General features: G+C 66.4%; 20 protein-coding genes. 10 read left to right on the top strand and 10 right to left on the bottom strand.

Going from position 1 to position 20,552, the window contains the following annotated elements; translation table 11 throughout:
- The first annotated feature begins 19 nt into the window (after positions 1–19).
- Positions 20–1,423, top strand: a complete 1,404-nt coding sequence (locus AC0J42_RS11920) for a DUF2252 domain-containing protein (protein ID WP_416423750.1) — start codon at positions 20–22, stop codon at positions 1,421–1,423.
- 73 nt (positions 1,424–1,496) lie between these two features.
- Complete coding sequence (locus AC0J42_RS11915) at positions 1,497–2,444, top strand: aldo/keto reductase (protein ID WP_473006290.1); 948 nt, start codon at positions 1,497–1,499, stop codon at positions 2,442–2,444.
- 4 nt (positions 2,445–2,448) lie between these two features.
- On the opposite strand, the gene AC0J42_RS11910 is transcribed toward AC0J42_RS11915, so the two are convergent.
- The 4 genes from AC0J42_RS11910 to AC0J42_RS11895 form a co-directional block, all read right to left on the bottom strand.
- Positions 2,449–2,859, bottom strand: a complete 411-nt coding sequence (locus AC0J42_RS11910; RefSeq protein WP_416423748.1) for a response regulator — start codon at positions 2,857–2,859, stop codon at positions 2,449–2,451.
- Between the two features lie 126 nt (positions 2,860–2,985).
- Positions 2,986–4,251 carry a NupC/NupG family nucleoside CNT transporter gene (locus AC0J42_RS11905; RefSeq protein ID WP_473006289.1) on the bottom strand — a complete coding sequence of 422 codons (1,266 nt, stop codon included), beginning with the start codon at positions 4,249–4,251 and terminating at the stop codon, positions 2,986–2,988.
- Between the two features lie 31 nt (positions 4,252–4,282).
- The gene (locus AC0J42_RS11900) at positions 4,283–4,678 is read right to left on the bottom strand and encodes a cytidine deaminase (protein ID WP_473006288.1); all 396 of its coding nucleotides are present in this window, start codon (positions 4,676–4,678) and stop codon (positions 4,283–4,285) included.
- A 304-nt stretch (positions 4,679–4,982) separates the two neighbouring features.
- A complete protein-coding gene (locus tag AC0J42_RS11895; protein ID WP_473006287.1) occupies positions 4,983–5,843 on the bottom strand; it encodes an aldo/keto reductase family oxidoreductase in 861 nt (286 codons plus the stop codon).
- A 199-nt stretch (positions 5,844–6,042) separates the two neighbouring features.
- Between AC0J42_RS11895 and yghU the strand changes: the two genes are divergently transcribed.
- Entirely contained in the window at positions 6,043–6,882 is an 840-nt protein-coding gene (yghU, locus tag AC0J42_RS11890) for a glutathione-dependent disulfide-bond oxidoreductase (protein ID WP_473006286.1), read from the top strand.
- Positions 6,883–6,985: 103 nt separating this feature from the next.
- Here the strand turns inward: yghU and AC0J42_RS11885 are convergent, their stop codons facing one another.
- Both AC0J42_RS11885 and rutR read right to left on the bottom strand, forming a co-directional pair.
- Positions 6,986–7,444: an REP-associated tyrosine transposase gene (locus AC0J42_RS11885; protein ID WP_473006285.1), complete on the bottom strand. Its 459-nt coding sequence runs from the start codon at positions 7,442–7,444 to the stop codon at positions 6,986–6,988.
- Positions 7,445–8,909: 1,465 nt separating this feature from the next.
- The gene (gene rutR / locus AC0J42_RS11880) at positions 8,910–9,506 is read right to left on the bottom strand and encodes an HTH-type transcriptional regulator RutR (RefSeq protein WP_473006847.1); all 597 of its coding nucleotides are present in this window, start codon (positions 9,504–9,506) and stop codon (positions 8,910–8,912) included.
- A gap of 300 nt (positions 9,507–9,806) precedes the next feature.
- On the opposite strand from rutR, the gene rutA reads away from it, so the two are divergent.
- From rutA to AC0J42_RS11850, 6 genes are read left to right on the top strand one after another with little or no spacing between them, the layout of a single operon-like run.
- The gene (gene rutA, locus AC0J42_RS11875) at positions 9,807–10,889 is read left to right on the top strand and encodes a pyrimidine utilization protein A (protein ID WP_416423741.1); all 1,083 of its coding nucleotides are present in this window, start codon (positions 9,807–9,809) and stop codon (positions 10,887–10,889) included.
- Positions 10,889–11,617 (top strand): pyrimidine utilization protein B, encoded by a 729-nt coding sequence (gene rutB, locus AC0J42_RS11870; protein ID WP_473006284.1) that lies wholly within the window; start codon positions 10,889–10,891, stop codon positions 11,615–11,617. Before rutA ends, rutB begins: the two co-directional genes overlap by 1 nt.
- 11 nt (positions 11,618–11,628) lie before the next feature.
- Positions 11,629–12,012 (top strand): pyrimidine utilization protein C, encoded by a 384-nt coding sequence (gene rutC / locus AC0J42_RS11865; protein WP_416423739.1) that lies wholly within the window; start codon positions 11,629–11,631, stop codon positions 12,010–12,012.
- A 9-nt stretch (positions 12,013–12,021) separates the two neighbouring features.
- Positions 12,022–12,801, top strand: a complete 780-nt coding sequence (rutD, locus tag AC0J42_RS11860) for a pyrimidine utilization protein D (protein WP_473006282.1) — start codon at positions 12,022–12,024, stop codon at positions 12,799–12,801.
- 14 nt (positions 12,802–12,815) lie between these two features.
- Positions 12,816–13,337 carry an NADH-dependent FMN reductase RutF gene (rutF, locus tag AC0J42_RS11855; RefSeq protein WP_416423737.1) on the top strand — a complete coding sequence of 174 codons (522 nt, stop codon included), beginning with the start codon at positions 12,816–12,818 and terminating at the stop codon, positions 13,335–13,337.
- A 23-nt stretch (positions 13,338–13,360) separates the two neighbouring features.
- The gene (locus AC0J42_RS11850) at positions 13,361–14,386 is read left to right on the top strand and encodes a purine-nucleoside phosphorylase (protein ID WP_473006281.1); all 1,026 of its coding nucleotides are present in this window, start codon (positions 13,361–13,363) and stop codon (positions 14,384–14,386) included.
- A 100-nt stretch (positions 14,387–14,486) separates the two neighbouring features.
- Here the strand turns inward: AC0J42_RS11850 and AC0J42_RS11845 are convergent, their stop codons facing one another.
- Positions 14,487–15,647: an alpha/beta hydrolase family protein gene (locus AC0J42_RS11845; protein WP_473006280.1), complete on the bottom strand. Its 1,161-nt coding sequence runs from the start codon at positions 15,645–15,647 to the stop codon at positions 14,487–14,489.
- Between the two features lie 20 nt (positions 15,648–15,667).
- Entirely contained in the window at positions 15,668–16,642 is a 975-nt protein-coding gene (locus AC0J42_RS11840) for a VOC family protein (RefSeq protein WP_473006279.1), read from the bottom strand.
- Positions 16,643–16,893: 251 nt separating this feature from the next.
- Here AC0J42_RS11840 and AC0J42_RS11835 point away from each other — a divergent pair, with 251 nt between their 5' ends.
- On the top strand, positions 16,894–18,180 hold the full coding sequence (locus AC0J42_RS11835) for a hypothetical protein (RefSeq protein ID WP_473006278.1): 1,287 nt from the start codon (positions 16,894–16,896) through the stop codon (positions 18,178–18,180).
- 95 nt (positions 18,181–18,275) lie between these two features.
- Here AC0J42_RS11835 and AC0J42_RS11830 read toward each other — a convergent pair whose 3' ends face one another.
- Both AC0J42_RS11830 and AC0J42_RS11825 read right to left on the bottom strand, forming a co-directional pair.
- Positions 18,276–19,019, bottom strand: a complete 744-nt coding sequence (locus tag AC0J42_RS11830) for an SDR family NAD(P)-dependent oxidoreductase (protein WP_473006277.1) — start codon at positions 19,017–19,019, stop codon at positions 18,276–18,278.
- Between the two features lie 14 nt (positions 19,020–19,033).
- On the bottom strand, positions 19,034–20,488 hold the full coding sequence (locus AC0J42_RS11825) for a carbohydrate porin (RefSeq protein ID WP_473006276.1): 1,455 nt from the start codon (positions 20,486–20,488) through the stop codon (positions 19,034–19,036).
- Positions 20,489–20,552 lie beyond the last annotated feature (64 nt).

Below are 20,552 nucleotides of genomic sequence, written 5' to 3'. Positions count from 1 at the left end.
CCAAGGAAGCGTACACCCCATGCCCACCCCCCGCGAAAACCACGGCAAGGCTGCGCGCAAGCATTGCCCGCGTTCCAGCCACCGCCACCCCGGCAACGTCGACCGCGACCCGCTGGCGCTGATCGAGGCGTCCAGCAAGGGCCGGGTGAAATCCCTGGTGGCCCTGCGCTACGGGCGCATGCTGGCCTCGCCCTTCACCTTCTACCGCGGCAGCGCGCTGCTGCAGGCACACGACCTGGCCGGCACCCCGGACATGGGCCTCAACGTGCCGCTGTGCGGCGACGCGCACCTGATGAACTTCGGCGGCTTCGCCACCCCCGAACGCAACCTGGTGTTTGGCCTCAATGACTTCGACGAGGCCCACCCCGGCCCCTGGGAATGGGACCTCAAGCGCCTCACCGCCAGCTTCCTGATTGCCGCGCGCTCGCTGCGCCACAGCGAAAGCGTCGAGGAGAACCTCTGCCGTGAGGTGGTCAACAGCTACCAGGCCACCCTGCTGTTGTGCGCCGAGCAAGGCGTGCTCAACACCTGGTACGGGCGCATCAGCCCCGGCGAGCTGATGGAGCAGCCACAGAACAGCCACACCCTGGAATACCTGCGCCAGACCATCGAGAAAGCCCAGCGCCGCACCCACGCGCGGCTGCTGCCCAAGATCGTCAACGAGAGCCGCCACGGCCACCTGACCCTGCGCGACGACTTGCCGGAGATCTTCCACCTGCACGGCAAGCACTCGCTGCTGGACCACGATGACGACTGGCTGGCTGCGCACCGCTGGCAACCGCTGTACAAGGCGCTGATCAGCAAGTACCGCAGCACCCTGCAGGGCGACCGCCGCGAGCTGTTCTCGCGCTTCGAGGTGCACGACCTGGCCTTCAAGGTGGTGGGCGTGGGCAGCGTCGGCACCCGCTGCCTGGTGGCGCTGCTCACCGACGAGCTGCGCAACCCGCTGTTCCTGCAGTTCAAGGAAGCGCGGCGCTCGGTGCTGGCCGACTACGTCAAGGCGCGCTCGCCGTTCAAGCACCACGGCCAGCGCGTGGTCGAAGGCCAGCGCCTGATGCAGCCGGCCAGCGACCTGTTCCTGGGCTGGACCGCCAGCCCCAACGGCCACCATTTCTACCTGCGCCAGCTGCGCGACATGAAGGTCTCGGCCGAGCTGGAAACCTTCGACGACCAGACCCTGGCCGCCTACGCGCGCCTGTGCGGCCGCGCCCTGGCCCGCGCCCACGCCAAGGCCAGCGGCGAGGCGGCCACCATCAGTGGCTACATCGGCCGCGGCCAGGCCATGGCCGATGCGCTGTTCGCCTATGCCCAGGCGTACGCACTGCAGAACGAAAAAGACTATGAGCGTTTCCAGCACGCCTGCCGCAGCGGGCGCCTGCAAGCGCGCAGCGAAGCGGATTTCACGGCCGATCGCCTGCCTTGATCTTCATCCGCTGGCCGGTTTATCTGTGCTTACATCCAAGGGGTTCTTTCCTCTCACTGCCAGGAGCAACGCCATGCAACTGCGACACTTGGGCACGACCGGCATCGACATCGCGCCGCTGGTCTTCGGTGGCAACGTACTGGGCTGGACCGCTGACGAAAAGACCAGCCTGGCCATCCTCGACGCCTTCATCGACCAGGGTTTCAACGCCATCGACACCGCCGACGTCTACTCGGCCTGGGTGCCGGGCCACCAGGGTGGCGAATCGGAAACCCTGCTCGGCAAATGGTTCGCCAGCCGCCCCGGCGTACGCGACAAGGTGGCGCTGTTCACCAAGGTTGGCATGCGCATGGGCAGCGACGACAAGCAGGGCCTGAAGGCAAAGTGGATCGTGCAGGCGGTGGAGGATTCCCTGCGCCGGCTGAACACCGAGCGCATCGACCTGTACTTCTCGCACCAGTTCGACGCCAGCACGCCGGCCGAGGAAACCCTGGCGGCCTACGCCAAGTTGCTGGACGCCGGGAAGATCCGCGCCATCGGCGCCTCCAACTTCACCGCCGGCCAACTGGCCGCCAGCCTGGCCACCGCCCGCGCCCACGACCTGCCCAGCTACCAGGTGCTGCAACCGGAGTACAACCTCTACGACCGCGGCAGCTTCGAGGGTGAGCTACGCGAGCTGTGCATCGCCGAGCACATCGGCGTGGTCACCTACTACAGCCTGGCCTCGGGCTTCCTCACCGGTAAATACCGCAGCAAGGCCGACCTGGGCAAAAGCGTGCGCGGCGGGCGCATCGACAAGTACCTGGACGCCCGCGGGCTGGCGTTGCTGAAAACACTGGACGGCATCGCCCAGGCCCATCAGGCGCAACCGGGGGAAGTGGCCCTGGCCTGGCTGATGGCCCGCGAAGGCGTGACCGCGCCCATCGCCAGCGCCACCAGCGTGGCCCAGGTCGAAAGCTTCGGGCGGGCGGCGCGGCTGAGCCTCAGCGCCCAGGAACTGGCGGCGCTGACCGCCGCCTAGCCGCCTAGTGGGCGGCGCGGGCGTGCTGCAGGGCATCTTCCACCCCTTGCAGCATCTGCCCGATGGTCCACGGCTTGCGCAGGAACGCCACCTCGCACTTCACCCCGGAAGACTCCGGGGTTTCGTGGCCCGACATGATCAATATCGGCAGTTGCGGCCAGTGGTCGTGGACAAAGTTCGACAGGTCAGCGCCATTGAGCTGGCCGGGCATGAGGATATCGGTCAGCAGCAGGCCGACCTCGGGCGCACGTTGCTCAAGGAAGGGCACGGCGGCGTCGGCCGTCTCGAACTCGACGGTCTGGTACCCCTCTTCCTTGAGAATCTCGCAAACGAACTCGCGGATGATCACCTCATCCTCTACCACCACGACCAGGGGGTGAGCGAGTTCGTTGCGTTCCATCGTGACTGAATTCATGACTATCATTTCCTGATCTGGGCTACAGCGTGCGCCGCGTGTACAACGTAGGAGCAGCAACCCGGACGGAAATTCAATTTTGATTCAATACAGTTACATTTCTCGCCGATTTCCGTTGCCGCGGCGTCACAACGAGATGAAAAACCCGACGATCGCCGCACTCATCAGGTTCGACAACGTGCCGCCGATCATCGCCCGCAGCCCCAGCCGCGCCAGCTCTTGGCGCCGCTCGGGGGCGACGCTGCTCAGGCCCGCCAGCTGGATGGCAATCGACGACAGGTTGGCGAACCCGCACAAGGCGAAGGTCACGATCACCTGGGTGTGCGCCGACAGCAGCGGCACGCCCGCCTCCGCCGCCTTGCCGGGCGTAAGGTGGTTGGCCAGGTCGGCGTAGGCGACGAATTCATTGAGCACCATCTTCTCGCCAATGAAGCCGCCGGCCAGGATCGCCTCGTTCCACGGCACCCCCAGCAGGTACGCCAGCGGCGACAGCACGTACCCCAGTATCAGCTGCAGGGTCAGCTGCGGGAAACCCAGCCAGCCGCCGGCCCAGCCCAGCAGGCCGTTGACCATGGCGATCAGCGCGACAAACGCCAGCAGCATCGCCCCTACCGCCAGGGCCAGGCGCAAGCCCACCTGGGCGCCTTCGGCGGCGGCATCGACGATGTTGGCCGCGCGGTTTTCCTTGGCGTGCAGGGCCTCCAGGGCCTGGTGGTCGTGGGCCTGCTCGGTCTCCGGCTCCATCAGCTTGGCCATCAGCAGCGCCCCCGGGGCGGCCATGAAACAGGCGGCGATCAGGTACTTGAGCTCCACCCCCAGGCCGGCGTAGCCCAGCAGCACCGAGCCGGCCACTGCCGCGAAGCCGCCGACCATGATCGCGAACAGCTCCGAGCGCGTCAGCCGCGCCAGGAACGGCCGCACCACCAGTGGTACCTCGGACTGGCCGATGAAGATGGCCGAGGTCACTACCATGGATTCCACCCGGCTGGTGCGCAACACCAGGCGCAGCACGCCGCCCACAATGCGGATGATCCAGCCCATCACGCCCAGGTGGTAGAGCACGGCGATGAAGCTGCCGAAGAACACGATCATCGGCAGCACGCGGATGGCAAACACGAAGCCACCGCTGCCGAACACCTCGAACATGTGCGGCGAACTCAGGCCGCCGTACAGAAATTCGATGCCTTTGTTCGCGTACACCTGCAACGCCGACACGCCGCTGGCCAGGTCGGCCAGGGCCGCCTGGCCCCAGGGCACGTACAGCGCAAAGGCGCCGATCACCACTTGAATACCGAACGCGCCCAGCACCGTGCGCCAGTTGATGGCGCTGCGCCGGGACGATAGTGCCAGGGCGATGGCCAGCAAGGCGGCCATTCCAACAAGACTGATCATGCAGTTGACTCCGTGTCGCGCAAAGGGTGGATCAGAAGGATTCGAAGGCGCCTGGCAGCAGTTGCGCCAGGGTCCACACCCGCGTGGCGTCGAGGTCACTGCCCTGGCAGATGATGCGCGCGTCGGGCGCCATCAGCTCCACCAGCACCTGGCGGCAGGCGCCGCAGGGGCTGATCAGCGCCACCTTGGGCGCGTAGATGGCCATGGCCTTGAAGCGCCGCGGCGCCAGGCCCTGGCTGATGGCGGCAAACAGCGCGCTGCGCTCGGCGCAGTTGGTCAGGCCGTAGGAGACGTTCTCGACGTTGGTGCCCAGCACCACTTCATCGTTTTCCGCCAACAGCGCCGCCCCCACGGGGAACTGCGAATAGGGCGACCAGCTACGGTCGGCGGCAAGCCTGGCCTGGGCCAGCAGGGCATCATCATTCATGAGTGGTTCGTTCCTCGAAAAGCGCAACAGCATGAAGGGCAATTGTGTAAACACGTCGAGCGGCAAGCGAGAGCATTTTATGTGCCACAGGCGGGAGTACGTTGCAATTCAAGCGCTTGATGAAGAATGGCGGACCACATGCTCCGAACCAGAGCACCTGGTTCGCGCACAACGCACCGCCCTGTAGCAGCGGCCCAGGCCGCGTCCGCGGACGCAGCCTTCGGCAGCTGCTACGCAGATCACCTGTAGCAGCGGCCAAAGGCTGCGTCCGGATGCACCACGGATCGGCGGCGGGATAGGGAGGTTAAATCGCGTTGAGCTGCGCGACGATTTCCGGTGCCAGCACCCGCTCCCCGGCCGCCAGGTTCTGCTGCAGATGCGCCACCGAAGAAGTCCCCGGTATCAGCAGGATATTCGCCGAACGCTGCAGCAGCCACGCCAGCGCCACCTGCATGGGCGTGGTCTGCAACTGCGCCGCCACCTGGTCCAGGGTGGCCGACTGCAGCGGCGTGAAGCCGCCCAGCGGGAAGAACGGCACGTAGGCGATGCCCTGCCCCGCCAACTGGTCAATCAGAGCATCATCAACACGGTGCGCCAGGTTGTAGTGGTTCTGCACGCACACCACCGGCGCGATGCCCTGGGCTTCCACCACCTGCGCCGCCGACACGTTGCTCACGCCCAGGTGGCGGATCAGGCCCTGGCGCTGCAACTCGGCCAGGGTGGCGAACTGCTCGGCAATCGACGCCTCGTCCGGCGCGTGCATGCTGCCCCAGGCGCGGAAGTTGACCACCTCCAGCACGTCCAGGCCCAGGTTGCGCAGGTTGTCGTGCACTGCGGCGGTCAGCTCCGCGGCGCTGTCGGCGCGCAGCCAGGCGCCGTCATCACCGCGGCGGGCGCCGACCTTGGTGACAATCACCAGGTCCTGCGGGTACGGCGCCAACGCCTCGCGAATCAGCTGGTTGGTGACATGCGGGCCGTAGAAGTCACTGGTGTCGATATGGTTCACACCGCTGGCGATGGCCGCGCGCAGCACCGCCAGCGCCGCGTCGCGGTCCTTGGGCGGGCCGAACACGCCGGGGCCGGCGAGCTGCATGGCGCCGTAGCCCAGACGGTTGACGGGGCGGTGGCCGAGGGTGAAGTGGGTGGCGGTAGACGGCGTGGTCATGGGAAAATTCCTCGTGTCGCAGTGGCAGAGGCAACGATGATAGGCGCAAAAAAACCATGGCGCCTTGGTTTGCTGATGCATCGCCTGCATAGAAGCGTCGGGTTGGCAGTTAGACGAAAATCTTCAGTTGGGCTGGCCTGCCATGGGCCGGATGACTCTGTTAAGGTCAACCCCCTCGATTTCTCCCAGAGGGTATCTCATGTCGCCATCCACCTACGTCCCCCCCAAGGTCTGGACCAACGACGCCGAGTCCGGTGGCCAGTTCGCCAGCATCAACCGCCCCACCGCCGGCCCTACCCACGACAAGACGCTGCCCGTGGGCAAGCACCCGCTGCAGCTGTATTCGCTGGCGACGCCCAACGGCGTCAAGGTCACCATTCTGTTGGAGGAGCTGCTGGCCCTGGGACACGGCGGCGCCGAGTACGATGCCTGGCTGATTCGTATCGGTGATGGCGACCAGTTCTCCAGCGGCTTCGTCGAGGTGAACCCCAACTCGAAAATCCCGGCCTTGCTCGACCGCAGCACCGACCCGGCCATTCGCGTGTTCGAGTCGGGCTCGATCCTGCTGTACCTGGCGGAGAAGTTCGGCGCGTTCCTGCCGACCGACCCCGCTGGGCGCACTGAAACCCTGAACTGGCTGTTCTGGCAGATGGGCGCCGCGCCCTACCTGGGCGGCGGCTTCGGGCACTTCTACGCCTACGCGCCGGAGAAGCTCGAATACCCGATCAACCGCTTCACCATGGAAGCCAAGCGCCAACTGGACGTGCTCGACCGGCGCCTGGCCGAAAGCCCGTACCTGGCCGGCGACACCTACACCATCGCCGACATCGCCGTATGGCCGTGGTACGGCCAGCTGGTGCGCGGCAACCTCTACTCCGCCGCCGAATTCCTCGACGCCGGCAGCTACACCCACGTCCAGCGCTGGGCCCAGGCCATCGCCGAGCGCCCCGCCGTGCAGCGCGGCCAGCGCGTCAACCGCACCTGGGGCGACGAAGCCACCCAAGTCCCCGAACGCCATGCGGCGGCCGACCTGGATTGATACTCCCTACCATCGCGTAGCCGCTGCCACAGGCTGCGCTGGCCTTCGTTCACCCTGGAGATCTCCAGCGAGGCGAAGGGCCAGCGCCGCCTGCCGGCAGCGGCTACAGCCATTTGGCGTCCCAAAGCGGGTAATCGCCCAAACGTCCTGCTATGCCAGCACGCAGAGGATTGGCGATTACGTAGCGCGCCACAGCCTTGAGATCAGCCTCCTGACGCAGTGCGCGATCATGATAGCCCTTCTGCCAGAGACGACCTTGCTGGTGTCGGGCCGCATTCACACTCAAGCTGCTGCGTGACTTGGCCTGACACATCAATTCGCCCAACGTGCCCCGCTGCAGTTCGACCAGCCAGTGCAGATGATCCGGCATCACCACCCACGCCAGCGATTCCACCCGACCCGCTTCATGCGCGTGGCGCATTTCATGGACCAGCAGCCGCCCCAACCGCCAGTCGGCAAATACCGGATGGCGGCCTTGGGTCACGACCGTCAACAGGTACACACGACCGACCTCACTGCAACGGCCTGTCAGCAACCGATGTCCCAAGCTACGAGTCAGCATCCTTGCGTTCCCTTCGTCGATGGAAACGCTACCTTAAGGTGCGACCCTCAAGATCGGTACTGTCAAATCATCAGCAAACGTGACAGCGGCTACGCGGGCGGCAGGTGCGTCCCAAATCACGCACCACCGCAACTCCGTAGCCGCTGCCGCAGGCTGCGCTGGCCGGTATGAACAGCCGAAATCTCCAGCGAGGCTCAGGGCCAGCGCAGCCTGGCGGCAGCGGCTACGCGGCCCACTGGCGCACCCCAATCACCCGCCACCGCAACTCCGTAGCCGCTGCCGCAGGCTGCGCTGGCCGGTATGAACAGCCAAAATCTCCAGCGAGGCACAGGGCCAGCGCAGCCTGGCGGCAGCGGCTACGCGGCCCGCAGGTGCACCCCAAATCACGCACCACCGCAACTCCGTAGCCGCTGCCGCAGGCTGCGCTGGCCGGTATGAACACCCGAAATCTCCAGCGAGGCACAGGGCCAGCGCAGCCTGGCGGCAGCGGCTACGCGGCCCACTGGCGCACCCCAATCACCCACCACCGCAATTGCGTAGCCGCTGCCGCAGGCTGCGCTGGCCGGTATGAACACCCGAAATCTTCAGCGAGGCACAGGGCCAGCGCAGCCTGGCGGCAGCGGCTACGCGGCCCGCAGGTGCACCCCAAATCACGCACCACCGCAACTCCGTAGCCGCTGCCGCAGGCTGCGCTGGCCGGTATGAACACCCGAAATCTCCAGCGAGGCACAGGGCCAGCGCAGCCTGGCGGCAGCGGCTACGCGGCCCACTGGTGCACCCAAATTCACCCACCACCGCAATTGCGTAGCCGCTGCCGCAGGCTGCGCTGGCCGGTATGAACACCCAAAATCTCCAGCGAGGCACAGGGCCAGCGCAGCCTGGCGGCAGCGGCTACGCGGGCAGCAGGTGCGCCCCAATCACCCGCCACCGCAATTGCGTAGCCGCTGCCGCAGGCTGCGCTGGCCAGTATGAACACCCGAAATCTTCAGCGAGGCACAGGGCCAGCGCAGCCTGGCGGCAGCGGCTACGCGGCCCGCAGGTGCACCCCAAATCACGCACCACCGCAAATCCGTAGCCGCTGCCGCAGGCTGCGCTGGCCGGTATGAACAGCCAAAATCTCCAGCGAGGCACAGGGCCAGCGCAGCCTGGCGGCAGCGGCTACGCGGCCCGCTGGCGCCCCCCAACCACGCGACATCGCAACTCCGTAGCCGCTGCCGCAGGCTGCGCTGGTCGGTATGAACAGCCAAAATCTCCAGCGAGGCACAGGGCCAGCGCAGCCTGGCGGCAGCGGCTACGCGGCCCACTGGCGCACCCCAATCACCCACCACCGCAATTGCGTAGCCGCTGCCGCAGGCTGCGCTGGCCGGTATGAACAGCCAAAATCTCCAGCGAGGCACAGGGCCAGCGCAGCCTGGCGGCAGCGGCTACGCGGCGGGCGAATGCGCCCAAGGCCGCGTCCTGGCCCTCAAGCCCGCGGGCGAATGCCGTTCAGCACCAGCTGCTGCACGTTCACCAGCACCTCGTCGAAGAACACCGGGTCGGCCAGGGTCTTGCCGGTCACGGCGTGGACCTGGCTGGCGAAGTCGGCGTAGTGCTGGGTGGTGGCCCACAGCGAGAAGATCAGGTGGTGCGGGTCGATGGGCGCCAGGCGGCCGGCGTCGATCCAGGCCTGGATGACCTGCACCTTGCTGTCCACCAGCTCGCGCAGCGGGTCCTGCAGCTCGCCGAGCAGCAGCGGCGCGCCCTGGACGATTTCCAGGCAGAACAGCCGTGACTCGGCCGGGTGGTCGCGGGACAGTTCCAGCTTGATGCGAATGTACTCGCCAATGGCCTGCAGCGGGTCCTGCTCCACGCTGAAGCCGCGCAGCGGCCGCAGCCACACGTCCAGCAACTGGCGCAAAACGCTCAGGTACAGCTCGTCCTTGCTGGCGAAGTAATACAGCAGGTTGGTCTTCGACACGTCGGCCATGTTGGCCACCTGGTCCAGGCTGGTGCCGTGCACGCCGAAGCGCGAGAACAGCTGCAAGGCGGCATCGAGGATGACCGCGCGCTTGCCCTCCATCAGCCGGTGGCGGCGCTGCAGGGTGGACGCGCTGGGGGTGCGGGCGGGCTTGGCGGGGGGCGACTTCTGCTTCACGTAAGGGACCTGTGGCCAACGAAACACCCCCGCACTTTACCCTGCCCGCGCCACCAGGCAATGGCCAATAGCGCCCCAAGGCCGTGCACGGCGCACCAACCAGGCGCTCTGCACCAGACCATTTGGTCCGTCACTAAATATAACCCTTTGTTACATAACGCTAAAAGATTATTGGCCTGCTTCCTGCTAAATCCCTTGGGTACTCGACCCCAAGAGGCTCACATCATGGACGTAGGCATCTTCATCCCGATCGGCAACAACGGCTGGCTCATCTCCACCACGGCGCCGCAGTACAAGCCCACCTTCGAACTGAACAAGACCATCGTGCAGAAGGCCGAGCACTACGGCTTCGACTTCGCCCTGTCGATGATCAAGCTGCGCGGCTTCGGCGGCAAGACCGAGTTCTGGGAGCACAACCTCGAATCCTTCACCCTGATGGCCGGCCTGGCCGCGGTCACCAGCCGCATCCAGCTGTTCGCCACCGCCGCCACACTGACCCTGCCGCCGGCCATCGTCGCGCGCATGGCCAGCACCATCGACTCCATCTCCGGCGGGCGCTTCGGCGTCAACCTGGTCACCGGCTGGCAGAAGCCCGAATACGAGCAGATGGGCCTGTGGCCCGGCGACGAGTTCTTCCACACCCGCTACGACTACCTGGGTGAATACGCCCAAGTGCTGCGCGAGCTGTGGGCCACCGGCAGCAGCGACTTCAAGGGCCAGTACTTCCAGATGGACGACTGCCGCGTCAGCCCCAAGCCCCAGGCCGCCATGAAGGTGATCTGCGCCGGCCAGAGCGACGCCGGCATGGCCTTCTCGTCGCAGTACGCCGACTACAACTTCTGCTTCGGCAAGGGCGTCAACACTCCTACCGCGTTTGCGCCCACGGCCGAACGGCTGATCCAGGCGAACGAAAAAAGCGGCCGCGAGGTGACTTCCTGCGTGCTGTTCATGATCATCGCCGCCGACACCGACGAAGCCGCCCGCGAGCGCTGGGAGCTGTACAAGGCCGGCGCCGACGAGGAAGCCATCGCCTGGCTGGCCGAGAAAGGCGCGGCCGACAAGAGCCCCGGCTCGAACATGCGGCAGATGGCCGACCCGACCTCGGCGGTGAACATCAACATGGGCACCCTGGTGGGCTCGTGGGCCAGCGTGGCGCGCATGCTCGACGAGGTGGCCAGCGTGCCCGGCACCCAGGGCGTGATGCTGACCTTCGATGACTTCGTGCAGGGCGTGGAAGACTTCGGCGAAAAAATCCAGCCGCTGATGACCTGCCGCCAACACATCAACCTGCTCAAGGAAACTGCCTGATGAACGCGCCTGCGCCGCTCAGCGGCTACGCCCTGCCCCTGGACACCCTGCCTGCCCGCACCCTGCCCGCGCGCCCCGAGGCCCTGAACCTGAAGGCCAGCGAGACCGCCCTGGTGGTGGTGGACATGCAGAACGCCTACGCCAGCCTGGGCGGCTACCTGGACCTGGCCGGCTTCGACGTCAGCAGCACTGGCCCGGTGATCGCCAACATCCAGAAGGCTCTGGCCACCGCCCGCGCGGCCGGCATGCCGGTGGTGTTCTTCCAGAACGGCTGGGACGCCGACTACGTCGAAGCCGGCGGCCCCGGCTCGCCCAACTGGCACAAGTCCAACGCCCTGAAAACCATGCGCCAGCGCCCGGAACTGCAAGGCACGCTGCTGGCCAAGGGCGGCTGGGACTATGAACTGGTGGACGAACTCAAGCCCCAGCCCGTCGACATCCTGGTGCCCAAGACCCGCTACAGCGGCTTCTTCAACACCAACTTCGACAGCCTGATGCGCAGCCGCGGCATCCGCAACCTGGTGTTCACCGGCATTGCCACCAACGTCTGCGTGGAGTCGACCCTGCGCGACGGCTTCTTCCTCGAATACTTCGGCGTGGTGCTGGCCGACGCCACCCACCAGGCCGGCCCGGCGTTCGCCCAGCAGGCGGCGCTGTTCAACATCGAGACGTTCTTTGGCTGGGTGTCCAGCGTCGACGCCTTCTGCAGCACCTTCGCCACCGCTTGAGGAGCCCGAGCATGAGCAAAAAAGCCATTATCCCCGCCGGCACCGGCGTGCCCATCGCCCCCTTCGTGCCCGGCTCGCTGGCCGACGGCATCCTCTACGTGTCCGGCACCCTGCCCTTCGACAAGGACAACAACGTGGTGCACGTGGGCGACGCCGCCGCCCAGACCCGCCATGTGCTGGAGACCATCAAGGGCGTGGTGGAGACCGCCGGCGGCACGCTGGACGATGTCACCTTCAACATGATCATGCTGCGCGACTGGGCCGACTACGCCGCCATCAACGCGGTGTACGCCGAATACTTCGCCGGCGAGAAACCGGCGCGCTACTGCATCCAGTGCGGCCTGGTGAAGCCCGACGCCCTGATTGAAATCGCCAGCATCGCCCACGTCGGCTGAGGAGCGCCCATGTACCACGAACTGCTTGGCCGCACCGACCCGCACGCTCCTACCCTGGTGCTCAGCTCGGGCCTGGGCGGCTCCGCGCGCTTCTGGGCGCCGCAACTGCCGGTGCTCACCCAGGCCTACCGGGTGCTGGTATACGACCACGCCGGCAGCGGCCGCAGCCCGGCCACGCTGCCCGAGGGCTATAGCATCGCCACCATGGCTGCCGAGTTGCTGGCGCTGCTGGACGAACTGGACGTGCAGCGCTGCCACTTCATCGGCCACGCCCTGGGCGGCCTGGTGGGCCTGGAACTGGCGCTGCAACGCCCCGGGCTGTTGCAAAGCCAGGTGCTGATCAACGCCTGGAGCAGCCCCAACCCCCACAGCGCGCGCTGCTTTGCGGTGCGCAAGAATCTGCTGAACCACAGCGGCCCGGCCGCCTACGTGCAGGCCCAGGCGCTGTTCCTGTACCCCGCCGACTGGATCGCCGCCAACAGCGCGCAACTGGCCGAGGACGACGCCCACGCCCTGGCGCACTTTCCCGACCCTGCCAACCTGCTCAAGCGCATCGCCGCGCTGCAGGCGTTCAACGTCGAGGCGCACCTGGGCGACATCAGCGTGCCCACCCTGCTGATCGCCAACCGCGACGACATGCTGGTGCCCTGGCAACGCTCGCAGCACCTCGCCGACGGCCTGGCCAACGGCCGGCTGTGCCTGCTGGACTATGGCGGCCACGCCTCCAGCGTCAGCGACAGCACCACGTTCAACCGCGTTTTGCTCGATTACCTGGCTGAACAAGCCTGACTGGAGTGCCCATCATGCTCATGTCCGAAATCGTCGCCCCCCACGTCGCTGCCCAGGACTTCCGCCACGCCATGGCCGGCCTCGCCGCCGCGGTCAACGTCATCACCAGCGATGGCCCCCAGGGCCGCGCCGGGTTCACCGCCACCGCGGTGTGCAGCGTCACCGACAACCCGCCCACCCTGCTGGTGTGCCTGAACCGCAGCGCCTCGGTGCACCCAGTGTTCAGCGCCAACGGCGTGCTGTGCGTGAACACCCTGGGCAGCGACCAGCGCGAGCTGTCGAACCTGTTCGGCGGCAAGACCGCCATGAGCGAACGCTTCGCCGCCGGCGCCTGGAGCACCTGGGTCAGCGGTGCGCCGGTGCTGGACGGCGCGGCGGCCAGCTTCGACTGCCGCATCAGCCAAACCCTGAGCGTGGGCACCCACGACATTCTGTTCTGCGAAGTGATGGCCCTGCGTCGCGAAACCGACGCCGACGCACTGGTATATTTCGACCGCGCCTACCATGAGGTGCACCCGCAGCAACCCCCAGCCTGATTTCACCTGAAAAAGGACTTCACATGCGTCATACCCTGTTCCCCCTGGCCACTCTGGCACTGGGGACCACCCTGAGCCTGGGCGCCGTGGCGGCGCCGCTGCAACCCAAGGTGATGCTGATCACCATGTTCGGCCCCGAGGCGCAGAACTGGATCGAGCGCCTGCACCTCAGCGAAAAGGTGCCGGTGCCCGGCCTTGCCGCCGAATACCCCGACGTGCTCTGCAACCGCCAGCAGGTGTGCCTGATGACCACCGGCATGGGCCAGACCAACGCCGCCGCGTCCACCTTGGCCCTTACCCTGTCCAGCCAGTTCGACCTGCGCCAGACCTATTTCCTGGTGGCCGGCATTGCCGGCATCAACCCCCGCGAAGGCACCCTGGGCACCGCCGCCTGGGCCCATTACCTGGTGGAGTTCGGCACCCAATGGGAGCTGGATTCGCGTGACGTGCCCAAGGACTGGCCTACCGGCTACCTGGGCATCAACACCAAGGGCCCGAACGAGAAGCCGCCGCTGGACTACAAGACCGAAGTGTTCGAACTGAACCCGGCGCTGCAGGCCAAGGCCTTTGCCCTGTCGCAGAACGTGGTGCTGGGGGAAAGCAAGGAATCGGCGGCCTGGCGCCAGCACTACCCCTACGCCCCGGCCAACCAGCCGCCGGTGGTGACCCGTTGCGATACCCTGGCGGGCAACACCTGGTACTCGGGCACGCGCCTGAGCGAGCGCGCCGAGGCGTGGACCAAGTTGCTCACCGATAACAAGGGCACCTACTGCACCACCCAGCAGGAGGACAACTCCACCTACGAAGCGCTGCTGCGCGCCAGCCGCCTGGGCCGCGTGGACATCCAGCGGCTGGCGGTGCTGCGCGCCGGTTCCGACTTCGACCGGCCGTACCCGGGCTACAGCGAGGTGGACAACCTGCTCAAGTACGCCGACCAGGGCGGCTTCGTGCCGGCGCTGGACAACCTGTACCGGGCGGGCAATGCGCTGGTGCAAGACATTACCGGGCACTGGGCGCAATGGCAGCATGGCGTGCCTTCCGCGCCGTAGCCGCTGCCGCCAGGCTGCGCTGGCCGGTGTGAACCCCCGGGATCTCCAGCGAGGCATAGGGCCAGCGCAGCCTTCGGCAGCGGCTACGCTGGCGGTGGGGTCAGGACAGGCGCCCACCCAACCGCTGCGCCACCCAATCGGCAATCCAGGCGCCGGCATTGGCGGTGTTGTCCAGGCTGCTGTGGTGGATGCCGCCCTCGCGCGGGGTGAAAATCTTCAGCTCGCGGTCCGGGCTGGCAGTCAGCTGGTCAAACGACTGGTGCGCATACTCCAGCGGGATCTGCCGGTCGGCCTCGCCGTGGGTCACCAGGAACGGCACCTTGATGCGTTCCATCACGCCATTGAGGTGCACCTGCTCGGCGATGGCCATGAATTCGTCCATGTCCGCCGCGCCCCACACCCAGCGCACGTGCTCCCAGTAATGCGGCACCGGCCGCTCGCCTTCGCGGGCCAGGCGGCGTTTCTGCATCTCGCCCCAATTGTGGTTGGCGCCCCACACCACGCCCAGGGCAAAACGCGGTTCGAAGGCCACCGCGCGCGGGCAGTAGTAACCGCCCAGGGACACGCCCAGCAGGCCGATGCGTTGCGGGTCGATGTCAGCGCGCCCTTGCAGGTAATCCACCACCTTGCTCGCCCAAACCTCGGTGTTGGCCACGGCGTTCATGCCGTGCAGGCGCAGCGCCTCGCCGGTGCCCGGCTGGTCGAGGAACACGCTGGCGATGCCGCGCTTGGCCAACAGTTGCGGGAACAGCCCGGCGCGGTAAACCATCTCCTTGGTGCTGTCCAGGCCGTTGATGATCACCAGGCACGGCGCCGGCCCCTGCACGCCTTCAGCCGGGGTATAGAGACCGGCGAGGTGCGCGCCGCGGTAAGGAATTCCCACCCGTTGCAACGGCTCGCCGGCCAGCCGCGCGCCCTCGGCGAAGGTTTGCAGGAACTTGGCATACAGCGCCTTGCGCGGCGCGTAGCCGTGGGCCTGCATGCGCTCGGCGGTGATGAAATACACGGCGGCGCGGTTGAGCTTGTCGCCGGCGCTGAACAGACGGCCGCACGCCTTGTCCTCCTGGGCCAGGGCCACCAGGTTGTCGCCACCCGCCTCCCAGGCCTTGAGGAACGCCTGGGTGCCGGCGTCGTCGCCCTGGCGCGCCACCTCCACCAGTGGCCGGCACATGGCCTCGATCTCGCCGATCTTGCCGCCCATCTCGATGGCCGCCGCCACCGCCAGGCTCCACACGTAATTGGTCTCGAAATACTGGAACATCGTGGTTTTCCTTGTTGTGATCAGCGGCGCATGGCCGGTTCGCTGCCCTGGTAGAAGGTCACGTCCCAGGGGATGTCGTCCTGCATGAACGCCGGCGGGTTGCCCATCCACTGCGCCGTGCCGAAGCGGAATTCCCACTCGCGCGGCACCCAGTTGTCGTCCAGGTAGTCGGTGTCGGCGCCGTACTCGGCCTCGCCGCCGGTGGGCGAGTTGAAGTAGCAGAAAATCGCCGACGCAATGCGGTGCCGGCCAGTGCCGAGGAAGCCGTGCTGCCAGCCGCGCCGGGTCATGTAGTTGGAGCCCACCATCACCTCGTCGAAGTCTTCCACGCCAAAGCAGGTGTGGTGGAAACGCGGCACGCCGCCGGCACCCGGCGCCTTGTTGTTGAGCAGGAAGGTGTTGTGGTGCTCGTTGGCGCCGTCGGCGCGCAGGTAGGTGCCCACACCCTTCTGGTGGTCGGACAGGCGAAAATTCAGGCGGTCGCGGAAGAAGGCGAAGCTGGCCCAGTAGTCGTCCACGGCGAACACCACGTGGTTGATGGTCTTGGGCCGCGCGCGGGTGCGCCACTTGCGGTGCTGGTTGAGGCGGTTGACGTTGCCGGCGGCGTTGATCGGGTCCGGCGCATACGTCACCTTCTTGCGCGTGAACACCCGCAGGCCCAGGGCCTGGCCGCAGTCGCTGAGGAAGTGCCAGGCGCCGTCGTCGCCCAGGCGCACCTCGCGGTCGCGGGCCAGGTCGTCCACCAGGCGGCGCAGGTTGTCGGCGTTGTCCACGCCCCAGATGGTTTCCTTGACCCCGAAGCCCTCGTAGCGCGAGGCCGGTATGGACGGATGCTCCAGGGCGCGGACGATGATGCTCGAGCCCTCGTCAAGCCGGTAGACGGTTTCGTCGTCGCTGGCGCTCAGGCGCACCAGGCCGAAATCGTCGAAAAACTGCGAGGCCCGGGCCAGGTCCTCGACGCCGTACAACAGGGTGTCGATGCCGATGATCGCCATGTCAGGCCTCCTGGAATCGTGAGTTGCGGTGCATTGTTATTGTCCTTATAGAACGCGTTTGCCCGGCCAGCGTACGAAGCCCGGCGCACGGAAACCAATCGTTTGTGGGCATGGGATGCATCCATGGCGTGGATGGTTAAGCGCCAGTGTCGAAGGCAGGGCGGATAGATACCTGTCAGATCTGTCAGGTGTGCCTTTACCCGCCACGTCGCACACTGATCCTTGACCAACCTCATTAAGGATTCACCCTCATGACCACCACTTTCCTCACCACTACTGGCCAGGCTGATGCGGGACACCCTGACCCGACCTTCAACGGCGGCCGGCAAGTCGATGTCTATCCCTGGGCAGGCGTTGCAATGGCCACCTCCATCGCGCCACTGGCCGACGAGTCGATGCTGGTGGCGACCTTCAACCTAAGTGACCCTGGGCAAAATCAGTTTTACGTCACCAAGGTATTGCCGGGAGGAACACTGGCCACAGACTTTGGCAACCACGCGCAAGCCCCCGGCGAGCGTTTTCTGAAAGACACGTTTGGCACCCCTCGGGTGCTACCGCAGTTGCATGCCCTGGACGATGGTTCGTTTTATGTATTGAGCTTGGGGGAAGGCGCGTTGCACCTGGCTCGCTACACGGCCGCGGGCTTGCCAGGCGCAGCGTTCGAGGACTCCGGCAGCCACCAACGCACCATTGCCCTGGGCGCACTTGACGGTGGGACGGGCTTCCACGTCCAGGGTGAGTTGATCAGCATCTTTGACGGACAGACCTTCTATATCGGTGTCACTGCCGAGTTGGCCAGTGGCGACACGGTCGCCAGCGTGACCGCATTGAGCCTTGAAGGCGTGCCTGTTCCCGGCTTCAACGGCACCGGCCAATTGCTGGTGCATCCGCCGCGCGACGTCTCGCGCGCCATGCAGCTGCGCGGGCTGGATGTCCACCGCGACGCCAACAACCTCGGCAAACCGGTGGTCGCCGTCGGCTGGGCCGAAGCCCCCGGCGAAGCACTGTTTATTGCCCGCTTCGACGTCAACGGGACTATCGACGCAGCCTTCGCCGAGCGCGGGTTCGCTTGGGTTGCCCCAGACCGCCTCTTGCATATGCAGGTGGTGGTCGACCCGTCCGGTACGGTCAAACTATGCGGTACCGTGGTTAATGAGGACGAGGACACCTTCGAAAAAGTGTTCGCCTTCACGGTCAGTGGCCAAATCGATACAGCCTTCAACCGCGGCACCGCCCTGCTGGAATCGTTCCCGAACGACGCGTTTAACCCCGGCAACCAAGGCAAAGTGATCTTTCGCTCGAGCGAGCAACCAGACGGTTACCGGCTGACATGTACCAAATTTGCCTCCGCCAATGGGTGCGTAACCGCTCGCCTGCTGGAGTCAGGCGTCAAGGATGAAGCATTCGGCGAAGCCGGGCGCGCCTGGATCAGCCACCTCCCCCTTGGAAGTCAAGCGGGTCAAACGATGAAGTTGCACCCGGGCACCGGCAAGATTCTGGTCGCACGGCACATCTACACTTTCCGCTACAACGCCTGACCACCCTCTACGTAGCAGCGGCCGCCAGGCCGCGTCCGCAGGTGGCGCGGATACGCAGGCCTACCGCGGACGCAGCCTTCGGCAGCTGCTACGGGTTAGAGGAGGAAGCCGCCGTCGAGGTTGAAGACCTGGGCGGTCATGTAGGCGCTGGCGTCCGAGGCGATGAATGCCAGCACCCCGCACAAATCCTCCGGCACGCCGTTGCGCTTGATCATCTGGCTGTCGCGGACCTGCTCGAACAGCTGCGCCGGCAACGCCGCGGCGCTGCCGGGGTGGCGGATCAGGCCCGGGGAGATGGCGTTGACGGTGACGCCGTGCTCGCCCAGCTCCACTGCCAGCGCGCGGGTCAGGCCGATGACGCCCATCTTCGCCGCGATGTAGGCCAGAAAGCCCTTCTGCGGCCGGCCGGTGTTGCTCGACGCCAGGTTGACGATGCGCCCCCAGCCGCGCTCGCGCATGCCCGGGGCGAACAGCTGGCTGAGCAGGAACGGCGCGTCCAGGGTCACCGCCTGGCAGTCGCTCCAGTCCAGCAGGCTGGTGTCGTCCAGGGACTTGAGCGGGATCCAGGCGGCGTTGTTGACCAGCACGTCGCAGCGGCCGAAGTGCTCCAGCACCTGGCGGCCCAGGTAGGCGATCTGCTCGGGTTGGCGCAGGTCGCAGTGAAAGCCCTGGGCGGTGCCGCCCTGGGCCTGGATGGCGCGCACCGTGGGGCCGGTGTCGACGCAGTCGACCACGGCAATGTGCAGGCCGGCGGCGGCCAGGCGCAGGGCAAAGGCGTGGCCCAGGCCGCCAGCGGCGCCGGTGATCAGCGCCACGCGGGGTTGCAGGTGTTCGGTCATGGCAAAGCTCCTGGTCAGTGATGGGCGTTGAGGCCCAGCAGTTCGTCGAATTGGATGTGGAACAGCAGCCCGGCGGCGTAGCCGTCACGCGGGCTGACGGTGCTGTAGGGGTTGAGCCACGTGCTGGCGCCCCAGGTGCGCAGCACGAACGGGCTGACCACGATGCTGTCGGTGAGCACGAAGTTGGCGTCCAGCGACACCCCGTATTCGTTGCGGCCGGGGCTGTAGCTGCCGGCGCCGGAGGCTTCGTGGGCTTCCTCGAGGAAGCGCTGTTCGCGGGTTGTTAATTGCGCCCAGTTGACGTTCACCGAGTAGCTGTCGAACGGCCGGCTGCGGAACGGGGCCGACAGGATCAGGCCGGCGTTGCCCTGGGTGCCGACACCGTTGGCGGTGTCCTGGTCGACGGTGTGGGTCAGGCTGGCGAAGGCGGTCAGCGCGGTGGGATTGACGTCGTTGCCCTTGCCGCCGTCCTGGCGCCAGAAGGTCTTCTTCGCGCCCAGGTAGAAGCCGCTGACACCCTTGCTGGTGCGGGCCGCCGCGGTGCTGTCCTGCACCTTCGAGGTGCCGTTGACGGTGTAGTACGGGTCGGTCTGCTCGCCGTTGTTGTGGAAACCGAGAATCTCGTAGGTCTGCGGGTAGGCTTCCATGTGGTAGTCGGTGCGGTAGGCCAGGTTGGCCAGGTACACCGTGCTCAGGGTGCCGCCGCTGTCGCCGCCGGTGCGCTCCCAGCCGTTGGTGAACGGGTAGGCGTTGTTGCTGCGCCAGGCGCCCACCTGCGCGCGCAGGGCCGGGGTCAGGTCGTAGCCGATGCGCGCGCCCCAGTTGGCGTAGGGCGGCGGATTGATGCCCGCAGTGTCCTGCAAAATGGCGTTGACGCAACCCAGCGGCACGTTGCACAGCGGCAGCGCGAAGTAGTTGCCGGCGTTGCTCTTGCCCACCTCGATGGCCAGCTTGTCACCCAGCAGTTTCTGCTCGTAGGTGAACAGGCTCAGGTGGCTGACCCGTGGAATGTACGGCCCCGGCTTGCCGGCGATGACGTCGCCGACCTGGGTGCCGTAGGCCAGGTTGCTGGTCCAGGGCACGTACAGTTGCTCGAAGTGAAGCGTGCCGCCAGGAATGCCCACCAGCTTGTCGAGGTTGAAGTCGCCGCCGATGGCGAAGATGGTCAGCGCCTCGTGGTTGCCAGTGCTCAGCCCCGCGCTGGGGTTGCGCAGGTAGATTTCGGTCATCGACAGGTGCGGGCTGATGCCGTGGTCGTTCAGCCACTTGCCCTGCTCTTCCAGCAGCTTGCCACTGGACGCCGGCACGTTGTTCTCGACGTTGAGCACCCGCGGGCCGATCTTCTGGTTGGGGTATTCAGTGGCCATGGTATCGGCCACCGGGCCTTGTACAGGTGCAGGCTCTTCGGCCATTACCGGGCCTGCCAGGGTGATGATCAGGGCACAGCCAAACGCCGCTCGATTGCTCATGTTCGGTCTCTTTTTGTTGTTTTCAGGATGAGGCTGTCCGCCCCGGCGCGCACGCGCGCCGGGG

Source organism: Pseudomonas sp. Tav-5-1A (assembly GCF_055755055.1).
Note: the sequence above shows the minus strand (reverse complement) of the source record. Positions and strands in the feature narration are given on the sequence as shown.